We start from the raw sequence: 24,150 nt of genomic DNA, 5'->3' as shown, positions 1-24,150 counted from the left end.
CAAGACCAACCTAGTTCTGTCCACTGTCAACGCCCGCCGGCCTCCCCTGGCCGACCCCATCGTCGGGCTGCTGATCACCGTGGCGATCCTCACCGTGCTGCGCACGGCGGTGCGCGACATCCACCGGCGGCTCATGGACGCGGTCGAGCCCGAGCTGGTCGAGCGCGGCGAGGCCGCGCTGCGGCAGGTGCCCCGCATCACCGCCGGCCGCGCCCTCCGCATGCAGCGGATGGGGCACTACCTGCTTGGCGCAGCCCAGCCGCGCCCAGCGGAGGGCGCCGCGGGAACCCTCCTGATCAGCCTGTGCGCAACCGGCCGTGCCCATCAGGCCGCCGGCATCAGGCTGTCGGGCAGACGCAGCCTCGGTCCAGCGCACCGGCCAGGGTCGCCCGGCAGAACCGCAGCGCGATGGTGTCGTGTTCGGCTTCGGGATGCGGGCACGCCCCACATGCCGGCGGCGTGCTGGGGGCGGGCTGGGCGACCGGTGTCCGCTCGTGCGGGCCGGTGCGGGGCGCCGCCGGGGCGATGACTGTCATCGGGTCTCCTTCGTCGACAACGGGTGCAGGGAGGTCACCAGTTCGCCGGTGGGTCGCTGGCCGGGAAGGACTGCATGCCCCATTCCTCGACGATGTCGATCCGCGCGGTTCGACGCTGGGCCGGAGGGGCCACGAACAACTCGGCGAGGACCTGTGCGGGCTCGGTCGTTGCCGGCCTGACGAGAGTCGCCTGCATGTGTCTGCTCCTTTTTCCTTCGGCTGTGGGTCACCCCCACCATGCCTCCGGAACGTTCCCTCCACCACGCCTCCGGCCGGAAGGATCGACGACGACGACTCTTCCGAGGCCCGGCAAAGCCTCCGGCACCATCTGCAGCGGGGGCGATCAGATCGGGCTCGCCTGCAGCAGTTCGTTGCCGATTGGCGGCAAGAAGCCCCCCGACCGTGGCCGCGGTGGGTCAGGGCCCGTCCGGCCCCTCGTCGCGGGCGGTGCGGCGGTGTGCCGCCTTGGCCATCGCGTGTCCGGACGCCGGTGAGGTCAGCACCACGAAGGCGATGCCGAGCGCCGCGAACGTGATGACGGCCGCGTTCTCGGTCGCGACCGAGGAGGCGAGGACGGCGATCACGCCGGGTCCCGTGGCCAGCCCCTGCGCGTGCAGTTGGCTGAGAGTGTCCTTCAGGCGCAGCAGACCGACGAGGCTGATCGTCAGCAGCACCAGGCCGAGGATCAGCAGCGCCGTCCCGACGACGTCCAGCACGACCGAGATCATTCGAACGGACCTCCCGACGACAGGTAGCGCGCGGCCGCGACCGTGGAGACGAGCGAGAGCAGCGCGAGCGCCACCGCGGCGTCGAAGTAGTAGGGCTGGTCGAGCAGGTAGGACAGCAGCGCGAGCAGCGCGATGACCAGCACGGCCAGCAGGTCCATCGCGACGAGGCGCTGGACGGCGTCCCGCGCCCGGAGCAGCACCAGTCCCCCGGCCACGAGCAGCAGCGTGACCCAGACCAGGGCGGCGACGAGGAGCCAGTCAGCCACGGCGATCAGGGGAAGACCCGGCGCTGGCGCCGCTCGTAGGAATCCAGCTGCTCCCGGCGCACGGCGTCCGGGTCGCGGGCGTCGAGCACGTGCAGCAGCAGCTCGCCGCGCTGCTCGTCGACCTCGACGACGATGGTGTCCGGCGACAGTCCCACCCGGACCCCCCACGCGGCCGCCGAGCCGGCGTGCGGACCGATGGGCACCGAGACCAGGCCCGGCCCCGGCAGCCGTCCGCGCAGGCAGCAGAGCGAGACCTGCCAGGAGGCACGGGCCATGTCCAGCAGCGTGCCGCCCACGAGGGCCGGGACGCCCATCAGCCGCCGCAGCGGCGTGGTGCCGGCCGGCGGCGGATCGGGGCGCCGGACGCGGTAACCGGCCCCGACGATCGCGACGGCGAGCACCGTTCCGACGAGGACGTCGCCGGGCGCCGCGCTGGTCAGTACCAACAGGTAGACCGCGACGAGCGCGACGACGCGACTCAGTGCAGCGATCATCCGTGCCCCCCTGTCAGGACGTCGGCGGCGCGCTGGCTCAGCGCCAGCAGCGGCTCGGGCCACAACCCCAGGCCGAGGACGACGACCCCCAGCGCGGCGACGATCAGCCGGCCGGGGAGCGCGGTCGCCGTCCCTGCTCCGGCTTCGCTCCCCCGCCAGAACGTCCGCTGGTAGGTCTGGAACATGTAGACCAGCGACAGCGCGCTGCCGACCAGCAGCAGCACGACGAGGACGACACCGCCGCCGGTCACCGCGGTCCGGAACAGCTCCAGCTTGCCCAGGAACCCGACAGCGGGGGGCACCCCGGCGACGCTCAGCGCCCCGATCACGAACGCCGCGGCGACGAACCGGCCGCGCAGTTCGGCGGCCAGGAACAGCAACCCCTTGTTCAGCGCGTTGACCAGCGTGTACAGGACCGCGGCCGTGAAGCCCACGGCGCCGCCGACGCCCAGCGCGACCAGCACGTAGCCCACCTGGCCGATGGCGGAGTAGGCGAGGGTCTCCGCGGTGTCGCCCCGGGACGTCGCCAGCACGGCGCCGTAGACGATCGACGCCGCACCCAGCACGATCAGCGCCCCCGCCGCCAGCTGCAGCTGCTCGGGGAACAGGCCGCCGCCGAAGCGGAGCAGCCCGTACCCCCCGATGTTGGCCACCGCCCCGCTCAGCACCGCCGCGACCGCGGGCCGGCTGCCGGAGTACACGGTCGGCAGCCAGAAGTGGAACGGGAACAGGCCCAGCTTGACGCTGAACGCGACGAAGAAGCCGACGGCGACGAGCAGTCCCGCGTTGGCGCCGACCGCCGGCATCCGGGCGGCCACGTCGTCCATGCCGAGGGCGCCGGTGATGTGGTACGTGCCGGCCACCGACATCAGGAAGATGAACGAGCCGAGCAGGTTCACCGCCGCGAAGACCAGCGCCGCGCGCAGCTGGCGGACCGCTCCCCCGTACGCGGTGAGCGCGTACGAGGCGGTCATGGAGATCTCGAAGAAGACGTAGAAGTTGAACAGGTCGGCGGTGAGGAACAGGCCGATCAGCCCCGCCGCGAGCAGGACCAGCAGACCGGGGAAGGTGCGCGCCCGCGTGCCGGCGACCGCCTCGTGCGCCGCCGCGACCAGCAGCACGAGCACGGACACGACCGCGAACGCCGCCCCGAGTGCGTCGGCGCGCAGCATGATGCCGATGCCGGCCGGCCACCCGCCGGTCACGAGCTCCTGCGGCCCGGACGTGACCACGCGCACGGTGAGGACGGCGAGCAGCACCAGGGCCGCGGCCAGGGCGGCGACCCCGAGCCAGGCCACCCTCCGGCGGCGTCCGTCGAGCACGACGAGCAGCGCGCCGGCCGCCCAGGGCACCAGCAGACTTGTCGCCAGCAGGGTCATGCGGCTTCGTCCCGGTCGCGCTGCTGGTCGCTCTCGAGGGTCTCGGAGTGCTCGGTCTCCTGGGCGGCCAGCTCCTCGCGGTGCGCCGTCCGGACGACGACGACGACCCGGTGCACCAGGGCGAGCAGGAGCGCCAGGGTGGCCAGGCCGATGACCAGTGCGGTGAGGACGAGCGCCTGCGGCACCGGATCGCTGACCGGATGGGCCGGGTCCGGGGCGATCGGCGCCCGCCCGCGGCTGAGGCCGGCCCCGATCAGGGTGAGGGCGGTCGCCTGCGAGATGAGCGCGATGCCACCGACGACGCGCAGGAGGTCGCGCTCCAGCAGCAGGTAGGCGCCGGTGCCGAACAGGACGGCGGCGGCTGCCGCGAACGCGAGGATCATCGGCGTCCCTCGCTGTCGGGCAGCGCCTCGCCGGCCTCGCTGTCGGGATCGGCGAGCTGGTGCAGGAGCACGGTCAGCACGCCGAGCACGAGGAGGAACACCCCGAGGTCGAACGCGAACGGGGTGAACAGCTCGAGCGTCCCGACGGTGGCGATGTGCTCCCCCGGACCCGGGTGGTGGGTGAACGGCGGTTCGCCCAGCAGGAGCGGGAAGAAGCCGACGACCAGCGCCAGCACGAGCCCGCCCACCATGAGCCAGGGGGCGAACCGCAGGAACGGGAGGGCCCGTTCGGCACCCTCGGCACCCAGCGCGACGTAGAACAGCGCGATCACCAGCGCGACGACCACCCCGGCCGCGAACCCGTCACCGACCTCCGCGTACGCCTTCGCCATCAGACCGAACGCGACGACCAGGCTCGGTCCCCACAGCACGCGGGCCACCTCGCGCAGCACCGTGTCCGGGCGGCTCACCACAGCCTGCCCTTGCGCAGCAGGGTGGCGACCGCGACGCCGGCGATGAGCAGCACGGTGATCTCCCCGAGGGTGTCCAGGCCGCGGAAGTCGGTGATGATCACGGTGACGACGTCCTTACCGTGGGCCGTGGGGGCGAGCCGGAGGAAGTCCTCGGCGATGCTCGGTGCCTTGGTCGGGGCGGAGAGGAAACCCCAGACGGTGGCGAACGCGGCCAGTCCCGCGAGGATGCCGGCCCCCACCCTGCGGCCGCGGCGCTCCGGCGCCTGCGGCCGGGGCAGGAATCGGTCCACGGCAGGGCTCGCCTGGGGCAGCCGCGCCAGCGCGGCCAGGAAGACCAGCGTGATCGTCGTCTCGACCAGCACCGACACCAGCGCGATGTCCGGGGCTCCCAGCAGCGCGTAGACGCCCGAGAGCGCGAAGCCGACCACCGACAGGGCGAGCACCATGCCCAGCCGCGCGACCGACCTGGCCGACACGACGCTCGCCACCACGACCAGTGCCAGCAGCGGCACGACCAGCCAGTCGCTGCCCCGCAGCGTGCCGACGGTGAACTGGCCCACGGTCGGGGTGACCAGGAACGCCAGGACCGTGAGCACACCGGCCGGCACGAGCACGGCGGCGATGCTGGTGCGCAGGTCGCGCACCTCCCGGTCGTGGACGGCGCCGGAGACGCGGAACAGCAGCCGCAGCGACCGGGTGTAGACCCGCAGCGGTCCCAGCCGGTTCCCGGCCTGCGCCAGCACGGCCGAGCCGCGGCCCGGCGCCCCCGGCAGCCCGATCAGCAGCCCGCCGAGCACCCAGGCGCCCAGGGTCATCAGGGTGACGGGCGAGAGTGCGAGGTGGTAGCCGGGCGAGAGCGTCACGGGGGCGCCCTGGCTGACGCTCCCGGCGTCCTCGGCCAGCGCGGCGAACGGCCGCGCCACGAGCCCGCCGGCCACGCTGATCACCGCGAGGACGGCCACCGGGGCGGTGAGCAGCGCCGGTACGGGCTCCGGGGCCGCGCCGGCGCGCCCGAGGAACAGCAGCTTCCAGAACCGGCCGATGTAGCCGAGCGTCAGGCCCGCGGCCAGCACGCCGAGCACCGTCGTCCAGGGGCCGCCTCCGTGCGCCGCGTCGAAGAACAGCTCGTCCTTGAAGAAGCCCACCGTGAGCGGCAGCCCGGCCAGGTTGGCCGCGGCCACCCCGGCGGACGCGGCCAGCAGCGGCATCCGGCGGCCCAGCCCGCCGAGCCGGGACAGCCGGTCCTCCCCCGTCGCCGACGTGACGGCGCCCGCGGTCATGAACAGCGCGCTCTTCGCCACGCCGTGCGCCAGCACGTAGAACGCCGCCGCACCGCTCGCGGAGGCTCCGCCGATGCCGTACAGCACCACCACGTAGCCGTACTGCGAGATCGTCGAGTAGGCCAGCACCTGCTTCAGCACGTCCTGGCCGAGCGCGAGCACGCCGCCCACGACGATCGAGAGGCCACCGACGACCAGCAGCCCGGTGAGCACGGCCTCGCTGCGCGCCAGCAGGGGGTGCACCCGGCCGAGCACGAGGACGCCGGCCGCGACCATCGCCGCCGAGTGGAGGTACGCCGACACCGGGGTGGGGGCGGCCATCGCCTTGGGCAGCCAGAAGTGCAGCGGCACCTGGGCGCTCTTGGCCAGCGCCGCCACCGCGATCAGCGCACCCGCGACCGTGGTCGTCGTCCCCGGCTGCACGCGGACGAGCAGCTCCGGGATCGAGAACGTGCCGTAGTCGACGTAGAGCAGGACCGCGCCGATCAGCAGCGCCACGGCACTGACGACGGTGACCAGCAGGGCCATCAGCGCGGATCGCCGGGCCTCGGTCTCGGCGCGGTCGAACCCGATGAGGAAGTAGGAGCAGACCGCGGTCAGGTCGAAGAAGAGGAAGAGCAGGACGAGGTCCTGCGCCATGGCCAGCCCGACCATGGCGACCGCGAACAGCGCCATCCACGGCCAGAACCGCCACCGCTCGCGCACGTCCCGGCCCTGGTGCGCGAGGTGCAGCCGCAGGTAGGCGGTGCCGTAGGCGAACACCAGGGCGCCCACCCCCGTGGCCAGCAACGCGTACAGCGCGCCCAGCCCGTCGAGGGAGAAGCTCAGGTGCAGGTCCAGCGACGGCGCCCAGGGCACCGACCAGCTGCCGCCGCCCGAGGTCCAGCCGATCAGGCAGCCGACGAACAGCACCACCGCGACGGCGCACGACAGCCACCCCGGCCAGTCGGCTCGGTGGGGCGTTCGCACCGGCGCCTCGTCGGCGAGCTGGCTGTCGGAGCTCCGCACCTGGCTCCCTCCGGTCGTCGGCCGTGGCGTCCGGCGGCACGGATCGCGCCGGGGATACCCCGGCATGCCCCCGCGAATCTGCGTCCCACGCGATCATGCCAGGCCGACGGGTACCGCCCTCCGATTGCCGACAACCGGCAAAGCGACGCGCGGGATGCCTCCGACGCCTGCCCTATCCTCTCGCGACTTCCCCGGGGAGAGTCGAGGGGGAAATCAGGAGGTGCAGCCATGCTCAGCGTTTCCGAACAGCGGGCCCTCGGGCGGCGGGCCGGGGCCCAGCCCCAGGAGGCCGGGCCCCGGAACCTGGACGACGCACCGGCTCCGCTGGTCGCAGGCCTCTGGGCCGCCATCTTCCTGGTGCTCTTCCAGCTGCGGACCATCGGGCTGCCGCTCCTCGCCGTCGCGATGTCGGGCCTGCTCCTCTGGCGCTATCGCCCGTTGCTCCGGCGGGTGATGTGCCGACCCCCGGCAATCCCCGACGAGACCCGGCAATCCGGCGACCGTCCGCAGCCGGCCGCCGGGCCGACCGAAGTCCTCAGCGGACCGGCGGCGGACGCCCCTCCGCGGAAGCGGCCAGCGCCTGGTCCCAGTCGCAGACGGCGCACGCGTGCCGGAACACCCGCCGGAGGAAGTCCAGGGCAACCTGGTCGGGATCGGCTGATCGGCGGAGGTCGTCGTCCTCGAGCACGTACTCGCCCAGGACGTCGTCCCACCGGCCCGGCGACAGATCGGCGGACGCGAACCCGGCCGGGGCCGGATGGGCGTAGGCGTAGAAGGCTGCTGTCGGGTGCCGGTCGTCGCCGGGCCACCAGCCGACGGACACCGCCTGCGCGTCGGCGGAGTTGCGGACGATGAAGTCGGTGGACGGCGGCTCGGCCGGCGCTCCGGAGAAGAGGGTGACGGCGAGGTCGAACGCGCCCCACCAGGCCGACACCGGCGTCGAGCGACCGCGGTACGGGGCGCGGAACCGGGCGAGCACCAGGGCCGCCCGCGTCGCCGCCCCGAAGTAGTCGGTGACGCGCTCGGACTCGTAGGTGGCGTGCTCGTCGTCCTCGTCCAGCGGAACGGCCCACGGCACCTCCTGCGGGTCGGTCCTGATCCGCACCGGGCCGCAGAGGCGGCCGACCGCCGCGAGCACGTCCCGGGTCACCGCTCCGACCGGCCGGTCCGGGGTGAGCGGGATCCGCACGGTCGCGCCGGTGGTGTGCTCGACGACGGCCTCGTGGGCGCGGAGGTCGAGGGCCACGACCACGGCGCCGGAGCCGTCGGGCGCCGGCAGGAGCGGCGTCTCCCAGCCGCGGGCGGTCAGCCGCAACGCCGCGTGGGCGAGCTGCGGTTCCGGCGACGCCAGGGCGACGGCCAGCTTGCCGAGCACCTGGGTGTGCGCGTGCAGCGTGTCGCAGGTGGCGCGCCAGCGGTCGTAGTCGACGGCGGCCCACCGCTCGGTCATGCCGGCAGGCTAGCGGCGACGGCGCCACCGGGGTCACGGTCCGACCGCCCGGGTGTTCACCCGATCGGGTGACGCGCGGGCCGCTGGGCGCCGCTGACGCTCCAGCCGAGGCCCCCGCCGGTCGATCCAGCGGGCATGAGGGTCTCGTTCCTGGTGTACGGCGTGCTGTACGTCGCCATCGAGATCGTCGGCAACCAGCTGGAGAAGGTCGGCTGGCCGCAGATCACCCCGCTGGACGTGGCCGAGGCCCTCACCGACGCCTTCCTCGCCATCGTGGTCTGCATCGCGCTCGTCGTCGCGTACGACCTGGGCCGCGAGCGCTGGGGCCCGGCGCTGCGCGCCTGGCACGAGGAGCGGCTGCGGCTCGCCGCGGAGGCCAGGGACGAGGAGGCCGAGGTCGTCTGGGACGACGCACCGATCGGCGTCCGCTCCTGGCGCCCCGAGCCGCTCGCGCTGCCCGCGGCCAGGGTGACCGCACCGCCGTCCGGTACCTACTACACGTCGAGCGTGCGCAGCCGGCCGTTCCCCGAGGAACCCGGCCCGCAGCTCTGAGTCAGCGGGCCAGTCGCGCGGCCCGGTCGCCGAGGTCGTGCACCGTCCGCGCCGCGGGGGTCCCCCCGAGCAGCCGGGCGAGCGCGTTCGCGACGTCCGCCGCGTCGTAGGCGTCGGCGAGCCGGTCGGCCAGGACCAGGTCGAGGTCGGCGTCGTGCAGGTCCTCGACGTCGCGCAGGGCGACCGGCGACAGGACGACGGGCGCGGCATCCGCGAAGGCCACGAAGCGGGCGGTGCGGTCAACGGCGATCGTCATGGTGGCTTCTCCTGATGCGGCGGACGCCGGGGGCTCCCGGCTGGGGAGAACTCTCCGGAACCGGCCGCACGGGGCCGCCGAGATTGCCGCAGGAATTCCGCAAGACCGCTCAGCCACTCCCTCGACGTCGTCCGCCCGGACGGGTCGAGCGCCCGGTGTGCTGTTCCGCGAGGGCCATGTGTGACTAGGCTGGTCGCGTCGGGAAGGCCCTGCGCTATGGCAGGACCCCGATGCACGACCTCAGCAAGGAGCGAGCAATGCCCGAAGGAACAGTGAAGTGGTTCAACGCTGAGAAGGGGTTCGGCTTCGCCACCCCCGACGGTGGCGGACCGGACGTCTTCGTCCACTACTCGGCCATCCAGTCCAGCGGGTACCGCTCGCTCGATGAAGGCCAGCGGATCGCGTTCGACATCGAGCAGGGCCAGAAGGGCCCGCAGGCTGCGAACGTCACCCCGCTCTGATCTCCTGATCAGCACAGCGCCCCCGCCCGGAACTCCGGGCGGGGGCGCTGTCGTCTGCGGGGCTATCGCTTGCGGGGGACGTAACCGCCGATGAGCGCCGACATCAGCAGCGCGCCGTCGTGCTCGCCGACGGCGCCCGCCGCCTCGGCGAAGGCCCGCCAGCGGTCGCGCTCCACCTGCGTCGGCGCGTTCTGCGCCCGGGTCGACAGCTGCTCGAGCAGCCGCTCCCACTCCCCCTGCGGCGTCGGCCAGAGCCCGGCGAGACGCCGGGCCTCCGCCGAGATCGCGGTGATGCGCACGATGTCGCCGTTGTGGTTGGTCAGCGGCTCGATGTAGCCGGCCGACGCGAGGGCCTGCGCCGCCGCGATGACCTCGGCCTTCGGCAGGCCGCTCGCCGGGACCACCGCCCCGAGCAGGTACGGCGAGTTCCCGTGCTCGGAGCTGTCGACCAGCCGCGCGATGGCCCGCAGCACCGGCAGGTCACGCGTGAACCAGGCATCGGGCAGCAGCTCGTTCGGGGACGTCGTCACCGTCCCAGTCTCGCCCAGTCGCCGGACGGTCGTACCGTGGGGGACATGACCACCTCGCAGGAGAAGCCCCAGGTCACCAAGAGCGACGAGGAGTGGCGCGCCCAGCTGTCGCCGGAGGAGTACGCGGTGCTCCGCCAGGCCGGCACCGAGCGCCCCTGGACCGGGGAGTACGTCGACACCAAGACCGTCGGCGTCTACGAGTGCCGCGCCTGCGGCGCCGAGCTCTTCCGGTCGGAGACCAAGTTCGACTCGCACTGCGGGTGGCCGTCGTTCTATGAGGCGTCGGACGCCGACAACGTCGTCCTCCGCGAGGACCGCAGCCACGGCATGATCCGCACCGAGGTGCTCTGCGGCACCTGCCACAGCCACCTCGGGCACCTGTTCGACGACGCGCCGCGGACCCCGACCGGCGACCGTTACTGCATCAACTCGGTGAGCATCAAGCTGGCGCCGGCCGAGTAACCCGCTCCACGGCCCGCCTGCAGGGGCCCGCTGCGAGCGTGCGAGCAGTGGGGGGCAGGCGGGTCCTTTCTCAGGCGAGGTCTGCGACCAGTTCCGCGATCGGCTTGCGGACGCCGGTGTAGAACGGGACCTCCTCGCGGACGTGCCGCCGCGCGGTGGCGGCCCGCAGCTCGCGCATGAGGTCGACGATGCGGTGCAGCTCGTCGGCCTCGAAGGCGAGCATCCACTCGTAGTCACCGAGCGCGAACGAGGCGACCGTGTTGGCCCGGACGTCGGGGTAGTCGCGCGCCATCTTCCCGTGCTCGGCGAGCATGAAGCGGCGCTCCTCGTCGGGCAGCAGGTACCACTCGTAGGACCGCACGAACGGGTAGACGCTCACGTACCGGCGCGGCTGCTCGTCGGCCAGGAACGCCGGGATGTGGCTCTTGTTGAACTCCGCCGGCCGGTGCAGCGCCATCTGCGACCAGACCGGGTCCAGGTGCCGGCCGAGCGCCGTGCGGCGCAGCCGGCCGTAGGCCTCCTGCAGCGCGTCGGCGGTCTCGGCGTGCCACCAGACCATGAGGTCGGCGTCGGCCCGCAGGCCGGCGACGTCGTAGGTCCCACGGACGACGACGTCCTTGCCGGCGAGCTCGTCGACCAGCGCCTGCACCTCGTCGGCCAGGGCGGTCCGATCCCCCTCGGGCAGCGGGCGGGCCAATCGGAACACCGACCACATCGTGTACCGGATCGAGGCGTTGAGTTCGTTCGCCCGCTTGCCGATGCTGCGCTGTTCCGCCGACTGCTCGCTCATGACCTCATTGTCGTCCGTCGCCGCGGAGCCGCGGACGAGAGGTCGGACACGTCCGCCTACCGGGACGAGTCGGCCGGGCCGGACTGGTGCCGCTCGGCGATCCTGATGCTGTGGGCCCTGCGGCAGTCGGTGCAGGCGGCCATCCAGGCGCGGTGCCGCAGACATCGGAAGGGACGGAGGGGTCGGGCCGGCGACGCGCCGACGACGGATTGGGAGTTGCTCACCCCGTTGCCAACGGCCACGTGCGGGGACGCATGCCCGCCGTCGACCGTGGGCTCCACCACGGTCACAGCAGCGACTCGACGGCCCGGTGGGCGTCCCGGATGCAGGCCGGGACGCCCACCCCCTCGAACGCCGCGCCGGCGATCGCCAGCCCGGGCACCTCGGCCACCGCCGAGCGGATCGCCGCGACCCGCTCCGGATGGCCGACCAGGTACTGCGGCAATCCCCCACCCCACCGCACCAGCCGCGTCTCCAGCGGTTCCGGGCGGGAGAGGTCCAGCAGGTCCGCGACGTCCGCGACGACGGCGGCGGTCAGGTCGTCGTCGGCGCGCTGGAGCTCGGACTCGTCGCGGAACCGGCCCACCGACGAGCGCACGAGCAGCGCTCCACTTCCATCGGGAGGCCCGGCCAGGTGCGGCCACTTGGCCGACGACACCGTGACGCCCTTGACCAGGCGGCCGGTCACCGGGGGCACCAGCAGGCCGGAGCCGGCGGCGACGTCCTGGGCCGGGAAGGCCATGGCGACCACGGCCATCGACGCGTACGGGATGCCCTGCAGCGGCTCGACCGCCCCCGGTACGGCTGCGGCCAGCAACCGCGAGGCCTTCTGCGCGGGCGCGGTGACGATCACCGCGTCGGCGGTCAGCAGCTCCGGCGCCGCGGCCGGCCCGATCGAGAGCTCGAAGCCCGACGTCGTCCGCCGGAGGCCGTGGGTGGGCGTGCGGAGCCGGACCTCGGCGCCGGCCGCGGCCACCAGGGCTGCCGGCAGTGAGCCGATGCCGTCGGCGACGGTGGCGAACACCGGCCCGTCGGCATCCCCCCGGCTCCGGGCGCCGGCATCGCGCGAGGCGGCCGCCGCGGCCAGTACCGACCCGGCGGCCGGCAGCTGCGCGGCCAGCGCGGGCATCGTCGCCGCCAGCGAGAGTTCGTCGGCCCGGCCGGCGTAGACGCCGCCCAGCAGCGGCTCGACCAGCCGGTCGACCACCTCGTCGCCCAGCCGCTCGCGCAGCAGGCCGCCGACGGCGACGTCCCCGTCGAGCCGCAGCGGCGGCAGCGAGGCCTCGGCGCGGACCCGCGCGACGCCGTCGGGTGACAGGAAGCCCTCGAGGTCGTCGGCCGAGGCGGGCACCCCGAGCACCGTGCCGCCCGGCAGCCGGTGCCGACCGTCGGGCAGGACCACCGAGGCCTGGGTGGTGGCCGGGGCGACCAGCCGGTCCCCGAGGCCAAGGTCCTCGATCAGCCGCACGGCCTCCGGCACCCGAGCGAGCACCGCCTCGGGGCCGGTGTCGTACCAGTGGCCGGCCAACTCGGTCCGGTGCAGCTTCCCGCCGATCCGGTCGGCGGCCTCCAGGACGACGATCTCGTCGTCCGGACGTCGACGCCGCCACTCGAAGGCTGCCGCGAGGCCGGTGATGCCGGCCCCGACGACGACCAGGCGGCTCATCGGGCGGGTCGGGCGGGGAGAGTCATCGCGTCGTCAGCTCGTGGACCAGGTCGGCGACGTGGGTCAGGACGCCGGCGTCGGTGTCGGGCAGCACGCCGTGGCCGAGGTTGAAGATGTGCCCCCGCGCGGCGCGGCCCTGCTCGACCACCCGGCGGACCTCGCGGTCGACGGTCGCGCGGTCGGCCAGCAGGACTGCCGGGTCGAGGTTGCCCTGTAGCGAGCGGGCCGGCCCGACCCGGCGGGCGGCCTCGTCCAGGGGCACCCGCCAGTCGACTCCGACGACGTCGGCGCCGGCGTCCCCGATCAGCGGCAGCAGCTCACCGGTCGCGACGCCGAAGTGGATGCGCGGCACGCCCCGGTCGCCCAACCCGTCGAACACCGCGCGCGAGTGCGGCAGCACTCGCTCGGCGTAGTCGGCGGCCGAGAGCACGCCGGCCCACGAGTCGAACAGCTGCACGGCCGACGCCCCGGCGTCGACCTGGGCCCGCAGGAACATCGCGGCGCTCAGCGCGAGCCGGTCGAGCAGCCGGCCCCACGCCTCGGGCTCGGCGTACATGAAGGCCTTGGTGCGGGCGTGCTCCTTGGAGGGGCCGCCCTCGATCAGGTACGTGGCGAGGGTGAACGGCGCCCCGGCGAAGCCGATCAGCGGGGTGGGGCCGAGCTCGGCGACCAGCCGGCGGACGGCGGTCTGCAGGAAATCCAGCCGCTCGGGCTCCAGCGGCGGCAGGGCGTCGACCTCGGCCACCGACCGGATCGGGGACGCGATGACCGGCCCGATTCCCGGCTTGATCTCCAGGTCGACCCCGGCGACGACCAGCGGCAGGACGATGTCGGAGAACAGGATCGCGGCGTCGACACCGTGCCGGCGCACCGGCTGCAGGGTGATCTCGGTGACCAGGTCGGGGTCCTGGCAGGCCGCGAGCATCGCCGTCCCGGCGCGCAGGGCGCGGTACTCCGGCAGCGAGCGACCGGCCTGCCGCATGAACCAGACAGGGGTGCGCCCGACCGGCAGGCCGCGGGCGGCCCGCACGAGATCGGAGTCGGAAGGCTCGCGAGCGGCAGTCACGACAAGTCATCCTCCCAGACGGCCGAACCGTGCCGAGGGCCCGTCCGGCGACACGCGGCCGGGGAACGTGCGGCGCGTCGGGCGCGGTGTGCTACCCCGCGGCCTACCCTGCGCACGTGGAGCCCACCAGCCTGCCCGGCGCCGGGGACCGAAGCAGGGACAGGGGCGGGGACGAACCCCCGGCCGCGTTCCGTGCCGCCCTGGACGCGCTGGCCGGCGTCCGCGCGAGGCCCGAGATCGTCCTCGAGGACATCCCGGCTCCGCAGCGACTGGCGCCGTGGGCCCACGCCGTCGCTGCCTCCGTCGCCGAGCCGGACCCGGACGGCGGCGACGACGACCTCGAGATCGCGACGGCGCGGTTCATCGTGCTGTTCGACCCCGACGGGCACGAGGCCTGGAACGGCACGACGCGATGCGTGGGCTACCTGTCCGCGGCCACCGACGAGGAACTGGTCGACGACTCCATGTTCTCCGAGGTCGCCTGGAGCTGGCTGACCGACGCCCTGACCGATGCCGGCGCCGGGCACCACAACGTCGGCGGAACGGTCACCCGCACCGCCTCCACCCGGTTCGGCGACCTCGCCGGCCCGGAGCACTCGGTCGACGTCGAGATGCGGGCCTCCTGGACCGCGGAGGACACCCATCTCGATCGCCACCTGCTGGCGTGGCTCGACGTCCTCGGCAACGCGGCCGGGCTGCCCCCTCCCGGCGTGCGCCTCCTGGGTCCCTCCGACCGGAGCGGCAACGAGACTCTCTAACATCGGTACCGCCAGTCGGGACTCCGGCGGCCGACGGACGAGGACCGGCAAGAAGGTGGACGGCAACTGAGCACCGAGCCCATTCCCCAGCCGGAGGACGACGCGGCTGCGGCGGATGCACCCGAGCCGACGCCCCTGCTGGCCCCCCGCGACGGCCTTCCGCCGGTCATCGAGACGTCCACGCAGCTCGTCGAGTACGCCGAGGCGCTGCGGAGCGGCGCCGGTCCGGTCGCCGTCGACGCCGAGCGCGCCTCCGGATACCGCTACGGCCAGCGGGCCTACCTCGTGCAGCTGCGGCGCAACGGCTCGGGCACCGGGCTGCTCGACCCCATCCCGCTGCCGGACCTGTCCGTGGTCCAGGACGCGATCGCCGACGCCGAGTGGGTGCTGCACGCCGCCAACCAGGACCTGCCCTGCCTCGCCGAGATCGGCCTGGTCCCCCGGCGCATCTTCGACACCGAGCTCGCCGCCCGCCTCGCCGGCCTGCCCCGGGTGGGCCTCGGCGCCGTGGTCGAGTCGCTGCTCGGCTACTCCCTCGTCAAGGGGCACTCCGCGGCCGACTGGAGCACCCGTCCGCTGCCCGAGGAATGGCTGGTCTACGCCGCCCTCGACGTGGAGGTGCTCGTCGACCTGCGCGATGCGCTCGCGGCCATCCTCGAGGAACAGGGCAAGAGCGACTGGGCCCGGCAGGAGTTCGAGGCGATCCTCGCCGCCGGACCGCCCGCACCGAAGGCCGATCCCTGGCGGCGCACCTCGGGCGTGCACGGTCTGCGCAGCCGCCGGCAGCTGGGCATCCTGCGCTCGCTGTGGCAGGCCCGCGACGACATGGCCCGCAAGCGCGACATCGCGCCCGGCCGGGTGCTGCCGGACTCCGCGATGGTCTCGGCGGTGCAGGCCGACCCGGTGAACGAGGGCGCGCTGCTGGAGCTGCCGGTGTTCCGCGGCCGGGCGAACCGGCGGCTGGTGGGGGTCTGGTTCAACGCGATCGCCCGCGGTCGCGCCCTCCCGGAGGCCCAGCTCCCCCTGCAGAGCCGGCCCGGCGAGGGGCCGCCCCCGGTGAACCGGTGGGCCGACCGCGACCCGGCCGCGGCCACCCGGCTGCAGGCCGCCCGCGCCGGACTCGCCGAGATCTCCGAGAAGCACTCGGTGCCCGTGGAGAACGTGCTCTCCCCCGACCTGGTCCGGCGGATCATGTGGAGCCCGCCGGAGCCGCGCGACGTCGCGACGGTGACCGAGGCGCTGCGGGCCGGGGGCGCCCGCGAGTGGCAGATCGAGCTGACGGTCGCGGTCCTCACCGAAGCGATCGCCAAGGCCTGAAAGGCCCGGCTGCAGGGTCCCGCCGCGGCCCCGTCCCGGGAGGCCCCGCCCAGAGGCTCGCCGCGAGCTTGCGAGTGGCGAGGAGGACGGGGTCCTTCCACGAAGGGTGGGGAGGACGGGGTGTTTTTCAGTGCCCGGTGGCCGCCGCCCTCCGCCGGGCCAGCGCGTCGACGCTGGCCGCCAGCAGCAGGACGCCGCCGGTGATGATGAAGTTGAGGTATGCCTCGACACCGAGCAGGCCGAGCCCGTTGGCGATGATCGCGATGACCAGACCACCGAGCACGGCGTCCTGGACGCGGCCCCGACCACCGAAGAGGCTCGTCCCGCCGATGACCGCGGCGGCGACCGCGTAGAGCAGGGTGTTGCCCCCGCCCGCACCCGGGTCGACCGAGGCCAGCCGGGACGCCGCCGCGATGCCGCTGACCGCCGCCATCGTCGAGGACAGCGCGAAGACCAGGATGCGGATCCGGCTCACGTTGATGCCCGCGCGCCGCGCGGCCTCGGCGTTGCCGCCCACCGCGTACACGTGCCGCCCGAACCGCGTGCGGGTGAGCACGAAGGTGAGCAGCAGCAGGAGGACGACCACCACCGGGACGGCGTAGGGCACGCCGGCGAGCTGGATGTTCGGGTTGAGCGCGCGATTGACGTTGAGCACCCAGGTGACCGCGATCGTGACGAGCGCGATGACCACGATCCGCGCCAGGACGACGACGATCGGCTGGCTGGCCAGGTTGCGGGACCGCTTCACCCGCCAGCGGTTCAGCTGCAGCCCGGCGAACAGGACGATCACGACCGCGGCGAGGATCCAGCCCCACGACGGCGACAGGCTGTCGTTGGTGAAGCCCACGATGACGGGATCGCGGACGGGCACGGTGCCGCCCTGACCGACGATCCGCAGGGTCACCCCCTGCCAGCCGAGGAACAACGCCAGCGTCACGACGAAGGACGGGATCCGCACGACGCTGACCAGGACGCCCGTGAACAGGCCGATCACCGCGCCGATGGCACCGGCCGCGAGCACGGCCCACCACCAGTCGATGCCGGAGCGGGCCATCATCACGGCCATGACGGCCGCGCAGACGCCGCTCACGACGCCGGCGGACAGGTCGATCTCGCCCAGCAGCAGGACGAACACCAGGCCCATCGCGAGCAGGCTGATCGGGACGGCCTGGACGAGCAGGTTGGTGATGTTCAGCGGGGTCGGGAACGTGTCCGGCCGGAGGATGGTGAAGAGGATCGCGAGGACGACGATGCCCGCGACTGCGGGCAACGCGCCGAGGTCACCGCCGCGGACCCGGTTGAGGTAGCCGCGGACGTAGCCGCCGACCGAATCGTCGACGACGTCGCCCTCGAAGCCGGACTGCGGGGCCGGCGTCTCCGGGATGTCCGTGGCGGAGGGCTGCACTGTGCTGGACATCGGGATCTCAGGCTCCAACCTCGACGGCGGCCGCGGGAGCGATACCGAGATCGCCCGACCGGCCGGTGGTGATCAGCTCGATGACCCGGGTCCGGTCGACCTCGGAGATCGGCACGTCCGCGGCGACGCGCCCCAGGTAGAGGGCCGCCACGCGGTCTGCGACCTCGAAGACGTCGACCATGTTGTGCGAGATGAAGATGACGGCGTGGCCGGTGTCGGCCAGCCGCCGGACCAGATCGAGCACCTGGCGCGTCTGTGCCACGCCGAGGGCGGCGGTCGGCTCGTCCAGGATGACCAGCTTGGACTCCCAGAGGACCGCCTTGGCGATCGCGACGGTCTGCCGCTGACCGCCGGAGAGGCTGGAGACCAGTTGGCGGACCGACTTGAGGGTCCGCACGGAGAGCTTGGCGAGGGTGTCCCGGGCCGCCTGCTCCATCGAGACCTCGTCGAGCAGCAGGCCGTTGTGGCGCTCGCGGCCGAGGAACATGTTCTGGACGACATCCAGGTTGTCGGCGAGCGCGAGGTCCTGGTAGACGACCTCGATGCCGAGGGCGGCGGCGTCGCGGGGCCCCGAGATGCTCACCGACCGCCCCTCGAACAGGAACTCGCCGGCGTCGACCGGATGGATCCCGGCGATCGCCTTGATCAGGGTGCTCTTGCCGGCCCCGTTGTCGCCGACGAGCGCGGTGACCTTGCCGCGGTAGGCGGCCAGGTTCACGTCGTACAGGACCTGGATGGCACCGAAGCTCTTGTCGACGCCGCGGAGCTCGAGCGTGGGGGTGTCGTCATCGGGACGGATCGTCGGAGCGGACACGTCCCTCCTTCCGTCCGTCAGGTGCGAATGGGGGCATGCGGTCGGGGCGCCCCTGATGATGGGACGCCCCGACCGTCGGTGCTACTACTTGATGCCCGCCGACGCGCACATCGCCGCGTAGTCGCCGGTGCAGACGTCCTTGGCCGCCTGCGCACCCTTGCTGATCGAGTCGGCCAGGTTGTCCTTGGTGACCGAGATCGGGTCGAGCAGGATCGCCTTGACGTCCCGGTTGCCCTCGGTGTCCTTGACCGTGCCGGTCGTCTTCGGGGTGTTCCCCTTGAGCAGCGCGATGGCGACGTCGGACAGGGCCTTGGCCTCGCCGTCCGCCGGCTTCCAGACCGTCATGCACTGGTCGCCGGAGAGGATGTTCTGCAGACCCACGACCGCCGCGTCCTGACCGGTGACCGGAACCTTCTGGTTGTTCCGCTTGAGGGTCTGGATCGCCGCGTTCGCCAGCGTGTCGTTGGCCGCGTAGACGCCCTGGATGTTGCCGCCGGCCTGGGTGTACAGCTGCTCGAAGATGGTCTGGGCCTGGGTCGCGTCCCACTTGGGCACGGCCTGCTCGGCGACCTTGGTGTAGCTGCTGACCTTGTCCAGGACCGAGTGCGCGCCCTCGGAGAACAGGGTGGCGTTGTTGTCGTCCGGCGAGCCGTTCAGATAGGCGATGTTCGCCGTCTTGTCACCGAGGCACTTGTGCAGGCCCTCACCCTGGAGCTTGCCGACCTGGGCGTTGTCGTAGGACACGTAGTAGTCCGCCGAGCCGCCCAGCGTCAGCCGGTCGTAGTCGATCGTCGCCACGCCCTGCTTCTTGGCCTGCTGCTCGATCGCGGCACCCGAGGCGCTGTCGAGGTTGACGATCGCCAGGACGGTGACGCCTCCGGTGATCATCTGCTGTGCGATGGTCTGCATCTTCTGCGCGTCGTTCTGCGCGTTCTGGATGTCGTACTTGACCCCCGCGGCCTTGAACGCCGCCTCGAGCTTCGGCCGGTCCTGGCTCTCCCAGCGGGGCGAGGAGACGGTGTCGGGCAGGATCACGCCGACCTTGCCGGAGGCGCTCCCGCCGCCACTGCTGCTCGCGCTGCTGCTGTTGCCGCTGTTGCCGCCACAGGCGGCAATGCTGAAGACGGTGGCGACCGCGAGGGCCGTCGTCAGGGTGCGCCGTCGCGCCATGAGTCGTCGTCCTGTCATTTCGTTGGGGTTACAGAGGAATTCCAGCGGCACATCCTGCGCCCCCTGTTCGTGTGACGGCAAGCACGTCCGGTGTCCGTTGCGGGACCGTGACCAAGACACCGCCCTTCGGCGGGCGTGCACTTGGCCTCCTGGTTACCGGCGGGTAACTTGTGGGGCAGCTGCCGCGCTCCGATCCGGCGCGGCTCCCACGCTCCGGAGGTCCTGTGTCATCAGAAGAGCGACGTCCCCGCTCGTTGCGTGAGGTCGTCTTCGTCGACGGCGTGCGCACCCCGTTCGGCAAGGCCGGCCCCAAGGGCATCTACGCGGAGACCCGCGCCGACGACCTCGTCGTCCGCTGCATCCGCGAGCTCATGCGCCGCAACCCGGCCCTGCCCGCCGAGCGGGTCGACGAGGTCGCGATCGCGGCGACCACGCAGATCGGCGACCAGGGGCTGACCCTCGGGCGCACCGCCGCGCTGCTGGCCGGCCTGCCGACGTCGGTGCCCGGGTTCTCCATCGACCGCATGTGCGCCGGCGCCATGACCGCGGTGACCACCACGGCCAGCGGCATCGCCTTCGGCGCCTACGACGTCGCCATCGCCGGCGGCGTGGAGCACATGGGCCGCCACCCGATGGGCGAGGGCGCCGACCCGAACCCGCGGTTCTTCAGCGAGAAGCTCGTCGACGAGTCCGCCTTGGTCATGGGCTCGACCGCGGAGAACCTGCACGACCGCTTCCCGCACCTGACCAAGGAGCGCGCCGACGCGTTCGCCCTGGCCAGCCAGCAGAAGTACGCCAAGGCCGTCGCCAACGGCCAGATCGGCCCCGAGCTGGTCACGATGGCGACGCGCTCGGCCGAGCAGGGCTGGGGCGTCGCGACCGTCGACGAGCCGCCGCGCCCGCAGACCACGCTCGACGGACTGGCCACGCTGAAGACGCCGTTCCGTCCGCACGGGCACGTCACCGCCGGCAACGCGGCCGGCCTGAACGACGGCGCGACGGCCTGCCTGCTCGCCGAGGAGGAGACCGCCCGCGAGCTGGGCCTGCCGATCGGCATGCGGCTGGTCGGCTACGGCTTCGTCGGCGTCGAGCCCGAGGTGATGGGCGTCGGCCCCGTGCCGGCCACCGAGAAGGCGCTGGCCCGCACCGGCCTGTCGATCGAGGACATCGGGCTGTTCGAGCTGAACGAGGCCTTCGCCGTCCAGGTGCTCGCGTTCCTGGACCACTTCGGCATCGCCGACGACGACGAGCGGGTCAACCCGTGGGGCGGCGCGATCGCCGTCGGCCACCCGCTGGCGTCCTCCGGCGTCCGGCTGATGACGCAGCTGTCGCGGCAGTTCGCCGAGCGGCCCGACGTCCGCTACGGCCTGACCGCCATGTGCGTCGGCCTCGGCATGGGCGCCACCGTTATCTGGGAGAACCCGAACTGGGAAGGGGCGGCCAAGTGAGCACGCCGGTGTTCGAGAACGAGGTCGTCACCGAGGCGCGGGTCCGATTCCTGACCCTGCCCGGGCTGTCGGGTGAGTTCGCGCTGATCACGCTCGACAACGGGCACGACCACACCCGGCCGTCGACGTTCGGCCCGGGCGGCATCGCCTCGCTGGACGCCGCGCTCGACGAGATCGCGGCGCACTCCCCCGCCCCCGTGGCGATCGGCGTGACCGGCAAGCCGTTCATCTTCGCCGTGGGCGCCGACCTCTCCGGGGTCCCGTCGGTGACCGACGCGTCCGCGGCCCGGGAGATCGCCGAGGCCGGGCACCGGGTGTTCCGCCGGCTGAAGGACTCGTCGGTTCCGACGTTCGCCTTCGTCAACGGCGTCGCGCTCGGCGGCGGCCTGGAGCTGGCGCTGCACTGCCGGTACCGGACCCTCGCCTCGACGGCGATGGTCGCGTTCCCCGAGGTGTTCCTCGGCCTGGTTCCCGGCTGGGGCGGCACGCAGCTGCTGCCGAACCTGATCGGCATCGAGCCCGCGGTCACCGTCATCGTCGAGAACGCTCTCGCGCAGAACAAGATGACACCGGCGCCGAAAGCCGCGAAGCTCGGCATCGCCGACGCCGTCCTGGAGCCGGCCGACTTCCTCGAACGCTCGCTCGAGTGGGCCGTGGGCGTGCTCGGCGGGGAGGTCACCGTCGAGCGTGCGGACGTCGACCGGTCGGCCTGGGACGCGGCGATCGACCGGGCCACCGCACTGGTCGCGGCCCGCACCCGCAACGCCTCCCCCGGCGCCGTACGGGCCGTCGAGCTGCTCGAGCTCGCGCGTGCCGGCGTCGAGGGCGACTCGTTCACTGCCGGGACGGCGGCCGAGGACGACGCGCTCGCCGAGCTGTTGATGAGCGACCCGCTGCGGGCGTCGCTCTACTCGTTCGACCTGGTGAACAAGCGGGCGAAGCGCCCGGCCGGCGCGCCGGACCGGAAGCTGGCCCGCAAGGTGGGCAAGGTCGGCGTCGTGGGCGCCGGGCTGATGGCGTCGCAGCTCGCGATGCTGTTCCTGCGGCAGCTGAAGGTGCCGGTCGTGCTCACCGACATCGACCAGGCGCGCGTCGACAAGGGCGTGGCCTACGTGCACGGCGAGCTGGACAAGCTGGCCCAGCGCGGCCGGCTGAACCAGGACAAGCTCAACCAGCTCAAGGGCCTGGTCACCGGCTCGCTGTCCAAGGACGTCTTCGCCGACGCCGACCTGGTCATCGAGGCCGTGTTCGAGGAGATGTCGGTCAAGCAGCAGGTGTTCGCCGAGGTGGAGGCGATCGTCTCCCCCGAGTGCGTGCTCGCCACGAACACCTCGGCGCTGTCGGTGACCGAGATGGCGTCGAAGCTGGAGCACCCGGAGCGCGTGGTCGGGCTGCACTTCTTCAACCCCGTGGCGGTGCTGCCGCTGCTGGAGGTCGTGCGGGCGGAGCAGACGGACGACGCCACGCTGGCCACCGCGTTCGCCGTCGGCAAGTCGCTGAAGAAGTCCTGCGTGCTCGTGGCGGACGCCCCCGCGTTCGTCGTGAACCGGCTGCTCACCCGGTTCCTGGGCGAGGTCACCGCGTCGGTGGAGCAGGGGACGCCGGTCGCCGTCGCGGACCGCGCACTCGACCCGCTGGGCCTGCCGATGACACCGTTCGAGCTGCTCACGCTCGTCGGGCCGCCGGTGGCCCTGCACGTGGCCGAGCGGATGCACGAGGCGTTCCCCGACCGGTTCCACGTCGGCGAGGGGCTCAAGAAGATGGTCGAGCTCGGCAAGTCGTCGGTGTACAGCGAGCCGGGCGTCGTCGACCCCGAGCTCGAGGGCATCGACGCCGGCGACTCCCCGCTCACCGAGGACGAGGTGCGCTCGCGGGCCCTCGAGGCGCTGGCCCAGGAGATCGGGCTGATGCTCGAGGAGGGCGTCGTCCAGGCCGTGCAGGACATCGACCTGTGCATGCTGCTCGGCGCGGGCTGGCCGTTCTGGCTGGGCGGCATCTCCGCCTACCTCGACCGCACCGGCGTCTCGGAGAAGGTCACCGGCAAGCGATTCCTGCCGCGCGGGGTGGCGTCGCTGCCGGCGTAACCGAGCGTGTGCGCTGACGCCCCCTTTCCAGCCCTCGGAAGGGGGCGTCAGCGCACATCGTCAGCCCTTGGGGAACGCCTCACCGGTCTCGAGCAGGCTCTTCAGGTCGCTGAGGATCCACGGCCAGCCGCCGCCACCCATGGCGCCGAACTCGTTGTTCCCGGACGTCATGGCGTACACGCTCGGCATACCGGCCAGCTCGTGGGTGACGGTCAGCCGGCAGACGCCGTCCTGCCCGGGCCCCTCGATCTCCCAGGTCAGCCGGCTGAAGCCCTCGGCGGCCGCGCTCGGGTCCATGAGCATGCGCCAGGTCTGCACCAGCCGACGGGGCGGATCGACCTCCACGACCTCGCCGTCGACGATGACCTCGGGCAGGTCCCAGCCCATCTCGGCGGACGCCCGCTTCATGTCGTCGGTGGCGAACGACCGGTAGGCGCCGCCGGCGGTGAGTTCGTACTCGGCCGGCGCGGAATAGCCGTAGCGGCCGTTCCACTCCGGATCGGTGATCGCCTGCCAGATCCGCTCGGGCGTGGCCCTGATGTAGACGCGGTGGACCTGCGTGGTTCCGGTCGCCTGGTCGGTGCCGGTCGTCTCGGTGCTGGTCATGGTCCGCTCTCCAGTTCCTTCTTGAGGTCGAGGAGCGCCGCGACGTGGCGCTCCGTGTACTTGTCGATCCACCGGTCGTGCACCTCGCGGATCGGCACCGCGTTGAGGAAGTGCAACTTCTCCCGTCCCGACCGCCGGGTGACGACCAGGCCGGCCTCCTCCAGGACCTTCAGGTGCTTCATCACGCCGTAGCGCGTCATCTGCACCGCCGACTCGAGCTCGGTGAGCGTCTGGCCCTCGCGGGCGAAGAGCGAGTCGAGCAGGAACCGGCGCGTCGGATCGGCGAGCGCCTTGAACACGCGGTCGTCGTCCGTCACGAGCTCAAAATAGGTGACCATAAGGTCACATGTCAATGCGATCGGCAACGGGACGTGACCCCAGGGTCGTGCCGAGTGGGCCCCGGAGGGGTCGGCGCGAGGGGGCGGCTCAACGCCATCGGGGGACGGCTCGTGGCCGCGGTGCGATCCGGAGGATCGCAGTGTTATTGCCGGAACTTGTGGGGGAGGCTCTCGATCGTGCGGTTCACCGAGGCGACCTTCACGTGGGAGATGCCGCCGGTCGCGCCGGCGGCGAGCATCGCCTCGTGGGCCGCGCGCAGGGTCGCCCAGACCTCGTCGTCGTCGCCCTCCAGCGTCGTGCCGAGCGCGCCGACCTCGTAGCGCAGCCCCCACGCCCGGATCACGGCGTGGCCCCGTCCGGAGGCTCGCGCCGAGCTTGCGAGGCGGGAGAGGGACGGTCCTTCTACTGGATCTCGGC

At 72.9% G+C, this 24,150-nt stretch carries 29 protein-coding genes; 7 read left to right on the top strand and 22 right to left on the bottom strand.

The features are described from left to right. Positions 1-10: 10 nt before the first annotated feature. From AC2H4J_RS18740 to AC2H4J_RS18690, 11 genes are all read right to left on the bottom strand, one after another. A complete protein-coding gene (locus AC2H4J_RS18740) occupies positions 11-325 on the bottom strand; it encodes a hypothetical protein (protein ID WP_487466407.1) in 315 nt (104 codons plus the stop codon). Positions 326-338: 13 nt separating this feature from the next. Continuing rightward, positions 339-536, bottom strand: a complete 198-nt coding sequence (locus AC2H4J_RS18735) for an RGCVC family protein (RefSeq protein ID WP_487466406.1) — start codon at positions 534-536, stop codon at positions 339-341. 34 nt (positions 537-570) lie between these two features. Continuing rightward, positions 571-732 (bottom strand): hypothetical protein, encoded by a 162-nt coding sequence (locus tag AC2H4J_RS18730; protein WP_487466405.1) that lies wholly within the window; start codon positions 730-732, stop codon positions 571-573. A gap of 220 nt (positions 733-952) precedes the next feature. Next, a complete protein-coding gene (locus tag AC2H4J_RS18725) occupies positions 953-1,264 on the bottom strand; it encodes a cation:proton antiporter (protein ID WP_487466404.1) in 312 nt (103 codons plus the stop codon). Beyond that, entirely contained in the window at positions 1,261-1,530 is a 270-nt protein-coding gene (locus tag AC2H4J_RS18720; RefSeq protein ID WP_487466403.1) for a monovalent cation/H+ antiporter complex subunit F, read from the bottom strand. The genes AC2H4J_RS18725 and AC2H4J_RS18720 overlap by 4 nt, the downstream gene beginning before the upstream one ends. A gap of 5 nt (positions 1,531-1,535) precedes the next feature. Continuing rightward, on the bottom strand, positions 1,536-2,024 hold the full coding sequence (locus tag AC2H4J_RS18715; RefSeq protein ID WP_487466402.1) for a Na+/H+ antiporter subunit E: 489 nt from the start codon (positions 2,022-2,024) through the stop codon (positions 1,536-1,538). Further along, positions 2,021-3,403: a complex I subunit 5 family protein gene (locus AC2H4J_RS18710; RefSeq protein WP_487466401.1), complete on the bottom strand. Its 1,383-nt coding sequence runs from the start codon at positions 3,401-3,403 to the stop codon at positions 2,021-2,023. The genes AC2H4J_RS18715 and AC2H4J_RS18710 overlap by 4 nt, the downstream gene beginning before the upstream one ends. Beyond that, on the bottom strand, positions 3,400-3,786 hold the full coding sequence (locus AC2H4J_RS18705) for a sodium:proton antiporter (protein ID WP_487466400.1): 387 nt from the start codon (positions 3,784-3,786) through the stop codon (positions 3,400-3,402). The genes AC2H4J_RS18710 and AC2H4J_RS18705 overlap by 4 nt, the downstream gene beginning before the upstream one ends. Continuing rightward, entirely contained in the window at positions 3,783-4,256 is a 474-nt protein-coding gene (locus AC2H4J_RS18700; RefSeq protein WP_487466399.1) for an MnhB domain-containing protein, read from the bottom strand. The genes AC2H4J_RS18705 and AC2H4J_RS18700 overlap by 4 nt, the downstream gene beginning before the upstream one ends. Further along, entirely contained in the window at positions 4,253-6,547 is a 2,295-nt protein-coding gene (gene mbhE, locus AC2H4J_RS18695; RefSeq protein ID WP_487466398.1) for a hydrogen gas-evolving membrane-bound hydrogenase subunit E, read from the bottom strand. The genes AC2H4J_RS18700 and mbhE overlap by 4 nt, the downstream gene beginning before the upstream one ends. Positions 6,548-7,082: 535 nt before the next feature. Next, entirely contained in the window at positions 7,083-7,997 is a 915-nt protein-coding gene (locus tag AC2H4J_RS18690; RefSeq protein ID WP_487466397.1) for a DUF5996 family protein, read from the bottom strand. A gap of 135 nt (positions 7,998-8,132) precedes the next feature. On the opposite strand from AC2H4J_RS18690, the gene AC2H4J_RS18685 reads away from it, so the two are divergent. Continuing rightward, positions 8,133-8,549 (top strand): hypothetical protein, encoded by a 417-nt coding sequence (locus AC2H4J_RS18685; RefSeq protein ID WP_487466396.1) that lies wholly within the window; start codon positions 8,133-8,135, stop codon positions 8,547-8,549. A gap of 1 nt (position 8,550) precedes the next feature. Here the strand turns inward: AC2H4J_RS18685 and AC2H4J_RS18680 are convergent, their stop codons facing one another. Beyond that, positions 8,551-8,805 carry a hypothetical protein gene (locus tag AC2H4J_RS18680; protein ID WP_487466395.1) on the bottom strand — a complete coding sequence of 85 codons (255 nt, stop codon included), beginning with the start codon at positions 8,803-8,805 and terminating at the stop codon, positions 8,551-8,553. A 257-nt stretch (positions 8,806-9,062) separates the two neighbouring features. On the opposite strand from AC2H4J_RS18680, the gene AC2H4J_RS18675 reads away from it, so the two are divergent. Continuing rightward, entirely contained in the window at positions 9,063-9,266 is a 204-nt protein-coding gene (locus AC2H4J_RS18675) for a cold-shock protein (protein ID WP_014377016.1), read from the top strand. 62 nt (positions 9,267-9,328) lie between these two features. Here the strand turns inward: AC2H4J_RS18675 and AC2H4J_RS18670 are convergent, their stop codons facing one another. Beyond that, entirely contained in the window at positions 9,329-9,796 is a 468-nt protein-coding gene (locus AC2H4J_RS18670) for a hypothetical protein (protein ID WP_487466394.1), read from the bottom strand. A 45-nt stretch (positions 9,797-9,841) separates the two neighbouring features. Here AC2H4J_RS18670 and msrB point away from each other — a divergent pair, with 45 nt between their 5' ends. Beyond that, positions 9,842-10,258, top strand: a complete 417-nt coding sequence (msrB, locus tag AC2H4J_RS18665; protein ID WP_487466393.1) for a peptide-methionine (R)-S-oxide reductase MsrB — start codon at positions 9,842-9,844, stop codon at positions 10,256-10,258. A 70-nt stretch (positions 10,259-10,328) separates the two neighbouring features. Here the strand turns inward: msrB and hemQ are convergent, their stop codons facing one another. From hemQ to hemE, 3 genes are all read right to left on the bottom strand, one after another. Continuing rightward, positions 10,329-11,048, bottom strand: coding sequence for a hydrogen peroxide-dependent heme synthase (gene hemQ / locus AC2H4J_RS18660; protein WP_487466392.1), 720 nt, complete (start codon positions 11,046-11,048; stop codon positions 10,329-10,331). A 286-nt stretch (positions 11,049-11,334) separates the two neighbouring features. Then, positions 11,335-12,714 (bottom strand): protoporphyrinogen oxidase, encoded by a 1,380-nt coding sequence (gene hemG, locus AC2H4J_RS18655; RefSeq protein WP_487466391.1) that lies wholly within the window; start codon positions 12,712-12,714, stop codon positions 11,335-11,337. A 22-nt stretch (positions 12,715-12,736) separates the two neighbouring features. Further along, on the bottom strand, positions 12,737-13,780 hold the full coding sequence (gene hemE, locus AC2H4J_RS18650; RefSeq protein WP_487466390.1) for a uroporphyrinogen decarboxylase: 1,044 nt from the start codon (positions 13,778-13,780) through the stop codon (positions 12,737-12,739). Between the two features lie 116 nt (positions 13,781-13,896). Here hemE and AC2H4J_RS18645 point away from each other — a divergent pair, with 116 nt between their 5' ends. Continuing rightward, positions 13,897-14,538 (top strand): DUF3000 domain-containing protein, encoded by a 642-nt coding sequence (locus AC2H4J_RS18645; RefSeq protein ID WP_487466389.1) that lies wholly within the window; start codon positions 13,897-13,899, stop codon positions 14,536-14,538. A 66-nt stretch (positions 14,539-14,604) separates the two neighbouring features. Then, the gene (locus tag AC2H4J_RS18640) at positions 14,605-15,855 is read left to right on the top strand and encodes a ribonuclease D (protein ID WP_487466547.1); all 1,251 of its coding nucleotides are present in this window, start codon (positions 14,605-14,607) and stop codon (positions 15,853-15,855) included. 127 nt (positions 15,856-15,982) lie between these two features. On the opposite strand, the gene AC2H4J_RS18635 is transcribed toward AC2H4J_RS18640, so the two are convergent. The 3 genes from AC2H4J_RS18635 to AC2H4J_RS18625 form a co-directional block, all read right to left on the bottom strand. Then, positions 15,983-17,272, bottom strand: coding sequence for a sugar ABC transporter permease (locus AC2H4J_RS18635; RefSeq protein ID WP_487466388.1), 1,290 nt, complete (start codon positions 17,270-17,272; stop codon positions 15,983-15,985). A 7-nt stretch (positions 17,273-17,279) separates the two neighbouring features. Then, on the bottom strand, positions 17,280-18,086 hold the full coding sequence (locus AC2H4J_RS18630) for an ATP-binding cassette domain-containing protein (protein ID WP_487466387.1): 807 nt from the start codon (positions 18,084-18,086) through the stop codon (positions 17,280-17,282). Positions 18,087-18,170: 84 nt separating this feature from the next. Further along, positions 18,171-19,274 (bottom strand): sugar ABC transporter substrate-binding protein, encoded by a 1,104-nt coding sequence (locus AC2H4J_RS18625; RefSeq protein WP_487466386.1) that lies wholly within the window; start codon positions 19,272-19,274, stop codon positions 18,171-18,173. Between the two features lie 206 nt (positions 19,275-19,480). Here AC2H4J_RS18625 and AC2H4J_RS18620 point away from each other — a divergent pair, with 206 nt between their 5' ends. Both AC2H4J_RS18620 and AC2H4J_RS18615 read left to right on the top strand, forming a co-directional pair. After that, positions 19,481-20,704 carry a thiolase family protein gene (locus tag AC2H4J_RS18620; protein ID WP_487466385.1) on the top strand — a complete coding sequence of 408 codons (1,224 nt, stop codon included), beginning with the start codon at positions 19,481-19,483 and terminating at the stop codon, positions 20,702-20,704. After that, positions 20,701-22,788: a 3-hydroxyacyl-CoA dehydrogenase NAD-binding domain-containing protein gene (locus tag AC2H4J_RS18615; RefSeq protein WP_487466384.1), complete on the top strand. Its 2,088-nt coding sequence runs from the start codon at positions 20,701-20,703 to the stop codon at positions 22,786-22,788. The genes AC2H4J_RS18620 and AC2H4J_RS18615 overlap by 4 nt, the downstream gene beginning before the upstream one ends. Before the next feature lie 60 nt (positions 22,789-22,848). Here the strand turns inward: AC2H4J_RS18615 and AC2H4J_RS18610 are convergent, their stop codons facing one another. The 3 genes from AC2H4J_RS18610 to AC2H4J_RS18600 all read right to left on the bottom strand — a co-directional run bounded on the left by AC2H4J_RS18610 (position 22,849) and on the right by AC2H4J_RS18600 (position 24,076). Continuing rightward, entirely contained in the window at positions 22,849-23,394 is a 546-nt protein-coding gene (locus tag AC2H4J_RS18610) for an SRPBCC family protein (protein ID WP_487466383.1), read from the bottom strand. Beyond that, positions 23,391-23,711 carry an ArsR/SmtB family transcription factor gene (locus AC2H4J_RS18605; protein WP_487466382.1) on the bottom strand — a complete coding sequence of 107 codons (321 nt, stop codon included), beginning with the start codon at positions 23,709-23,711 and terminating at the stop codon, positions 23,391-23,393. Before AC2H4J_RS18605 ends, AC2H4J_RS18610 begins: the two co-directional genes overlap by 4 nt. A 164-nt stretch (positions 23,712-23,875) precedes the next feature. Beyond that, positions 23,876-24,076, bottom strand: a complete 201-nt coding sequence (locus tag AC2H4J_RS18600; RefSeq protein ID WP_487466381.1) for a thiamine-binding protein — start codon at positions 24,074-24,076, stop codon at positions 23,876-23,878. Positions 24,077-24,150 lie beyond the last annotated feature (74 nt).

The organism is Blastococcus sp. OS1-29, from assembly GCF_057628075.1.
The sequence above is the reverse complement of the archived record's forward strand: the minus strand, read 5'-3'. Positions and strand labels throughout refer to the sequence as shown.

Bases quoted from the DNA above. Each gene is read 5' to 3' on its own strand.
- AC2H4J_RS18740 (WP_487466407.1), bottom strand. From the start codon at position 325: ATGGGCACGGCCGGTTGCGCACAGGCTGATCAGGAGGGTTCCCGCGGC.
- AC2H4J_RS18735 (WP_487466406.1), bottom strand. From the start codon at position 536: ATGACAGTCATCGCCCCGGCGGCGCCCCGCACCGGCCCGCACGAGCGG.
- AC2H4J_RS18730 (WP_487466405.1), bottom strand. From the start codon at position 732: ATGCAGGCGACTCTCGTCAGGCCGGCAACGACCGAGCCCGCACAGGTC.
- AC2H4J_RS18725 (WP_487466404.1), bottom strand. From the start codon at position 1,264: ATGATCTCGGTCGTGCTGGACGTCGTCGGGACGGCGCTGCTGATCCTC.
- AC2H4J_RS18715 (WP_487466402.1), bottom strand. From the start codon at position 2,024: ATGATCGCTGCACTGAGTCGCGTCGTCGCGCTCGTCGCGGTCTACCTG.
- AC2H4J_RS18710 (WP_487466401.1), bottom strand. From the start codon at position 3,403: ATGACCCTGCTGGCGACAAGTCTGCTGGTGCCCTGGGCGGCCGGCGCG.
- AC2H4J_RS18705 (WP_487466400.1), bottom strand. From the start codon at position 3,786: ATGATCCTCGCGTTCGCGGCAGCCGCCGCCGTCCTGTTCGGCACCGGC.
- AC2H4J_RS18690 (WP_487466397.1), bottom strand. From the start codon at position 7,997: ATGACCGAGCGGTGGGCCGCCGTCGACTACGACCGCTGGCGCGCCACC.
- AC2H4J_RS18685 (WP_487466396.1), top strand. From the start codon at position 8,133: ATGAGGGTCTCGTTCCTGGTGTACGGCGTGCTGTACGTCGCCATCGAG.
- AC2H4J_RS18680 (WP_487466395.1), bottom strand. From the start codon at position 8,805: ATGACGATCGCCGTTGACCGCACCGCCCGCTTCGTGGCCTTCGCGGAT.
- AC2H4J_RS18675 (WP_014377016.1), top strand. From the start codon at position 9,063: ATGCCCGAAGGAACAGTGAAGTGGTTCAACGCTGAGAAGGGGTTCGGC.
- msrB (WP_487466393.1), top strand. From the start codon at position 9,842: ATGACCACCTCGCAGGAGAAGCCCCAGGTCACCAAGAGCGACGAGGAG.
- hemQ (WP_487466392.1), bottom strand. From the start codon at position 11,048: ATGAGCGAGCAGTCGGCGGAACAGCGCAGCATCGGCAAGCGGGCGAAC.
- hemG (WP_487466391.1), bottom strand. From the start codon at position 12,714: ATGAGCCGCCTGGTCGTCGTCGGGGCCGGCATCACCGGCCTCGCGGCA.
- AC2H4J_RS18635 (WP_487466388.1), bottom strand. From the start codon at position 17,272: ATGTCCAGCACAGTGCAGCCCTCCGCCACGGACATCCCGGAGACGCCG.
- AC2H4J_RS18625 (WP_487466386.1), bottom strand. From the start codon at position 19,274: ATGACAGGACGACGACTCATGGCGCGACGGCGCACCCTGACGACGGCC.
- AC2H4J_RS18610 (WP_487466383.1), bottom strand. From the start codon at position 23,394: ATGACCAGCACCGAGACGACCGGCACCGACCAGGCGACCGGAACCACG.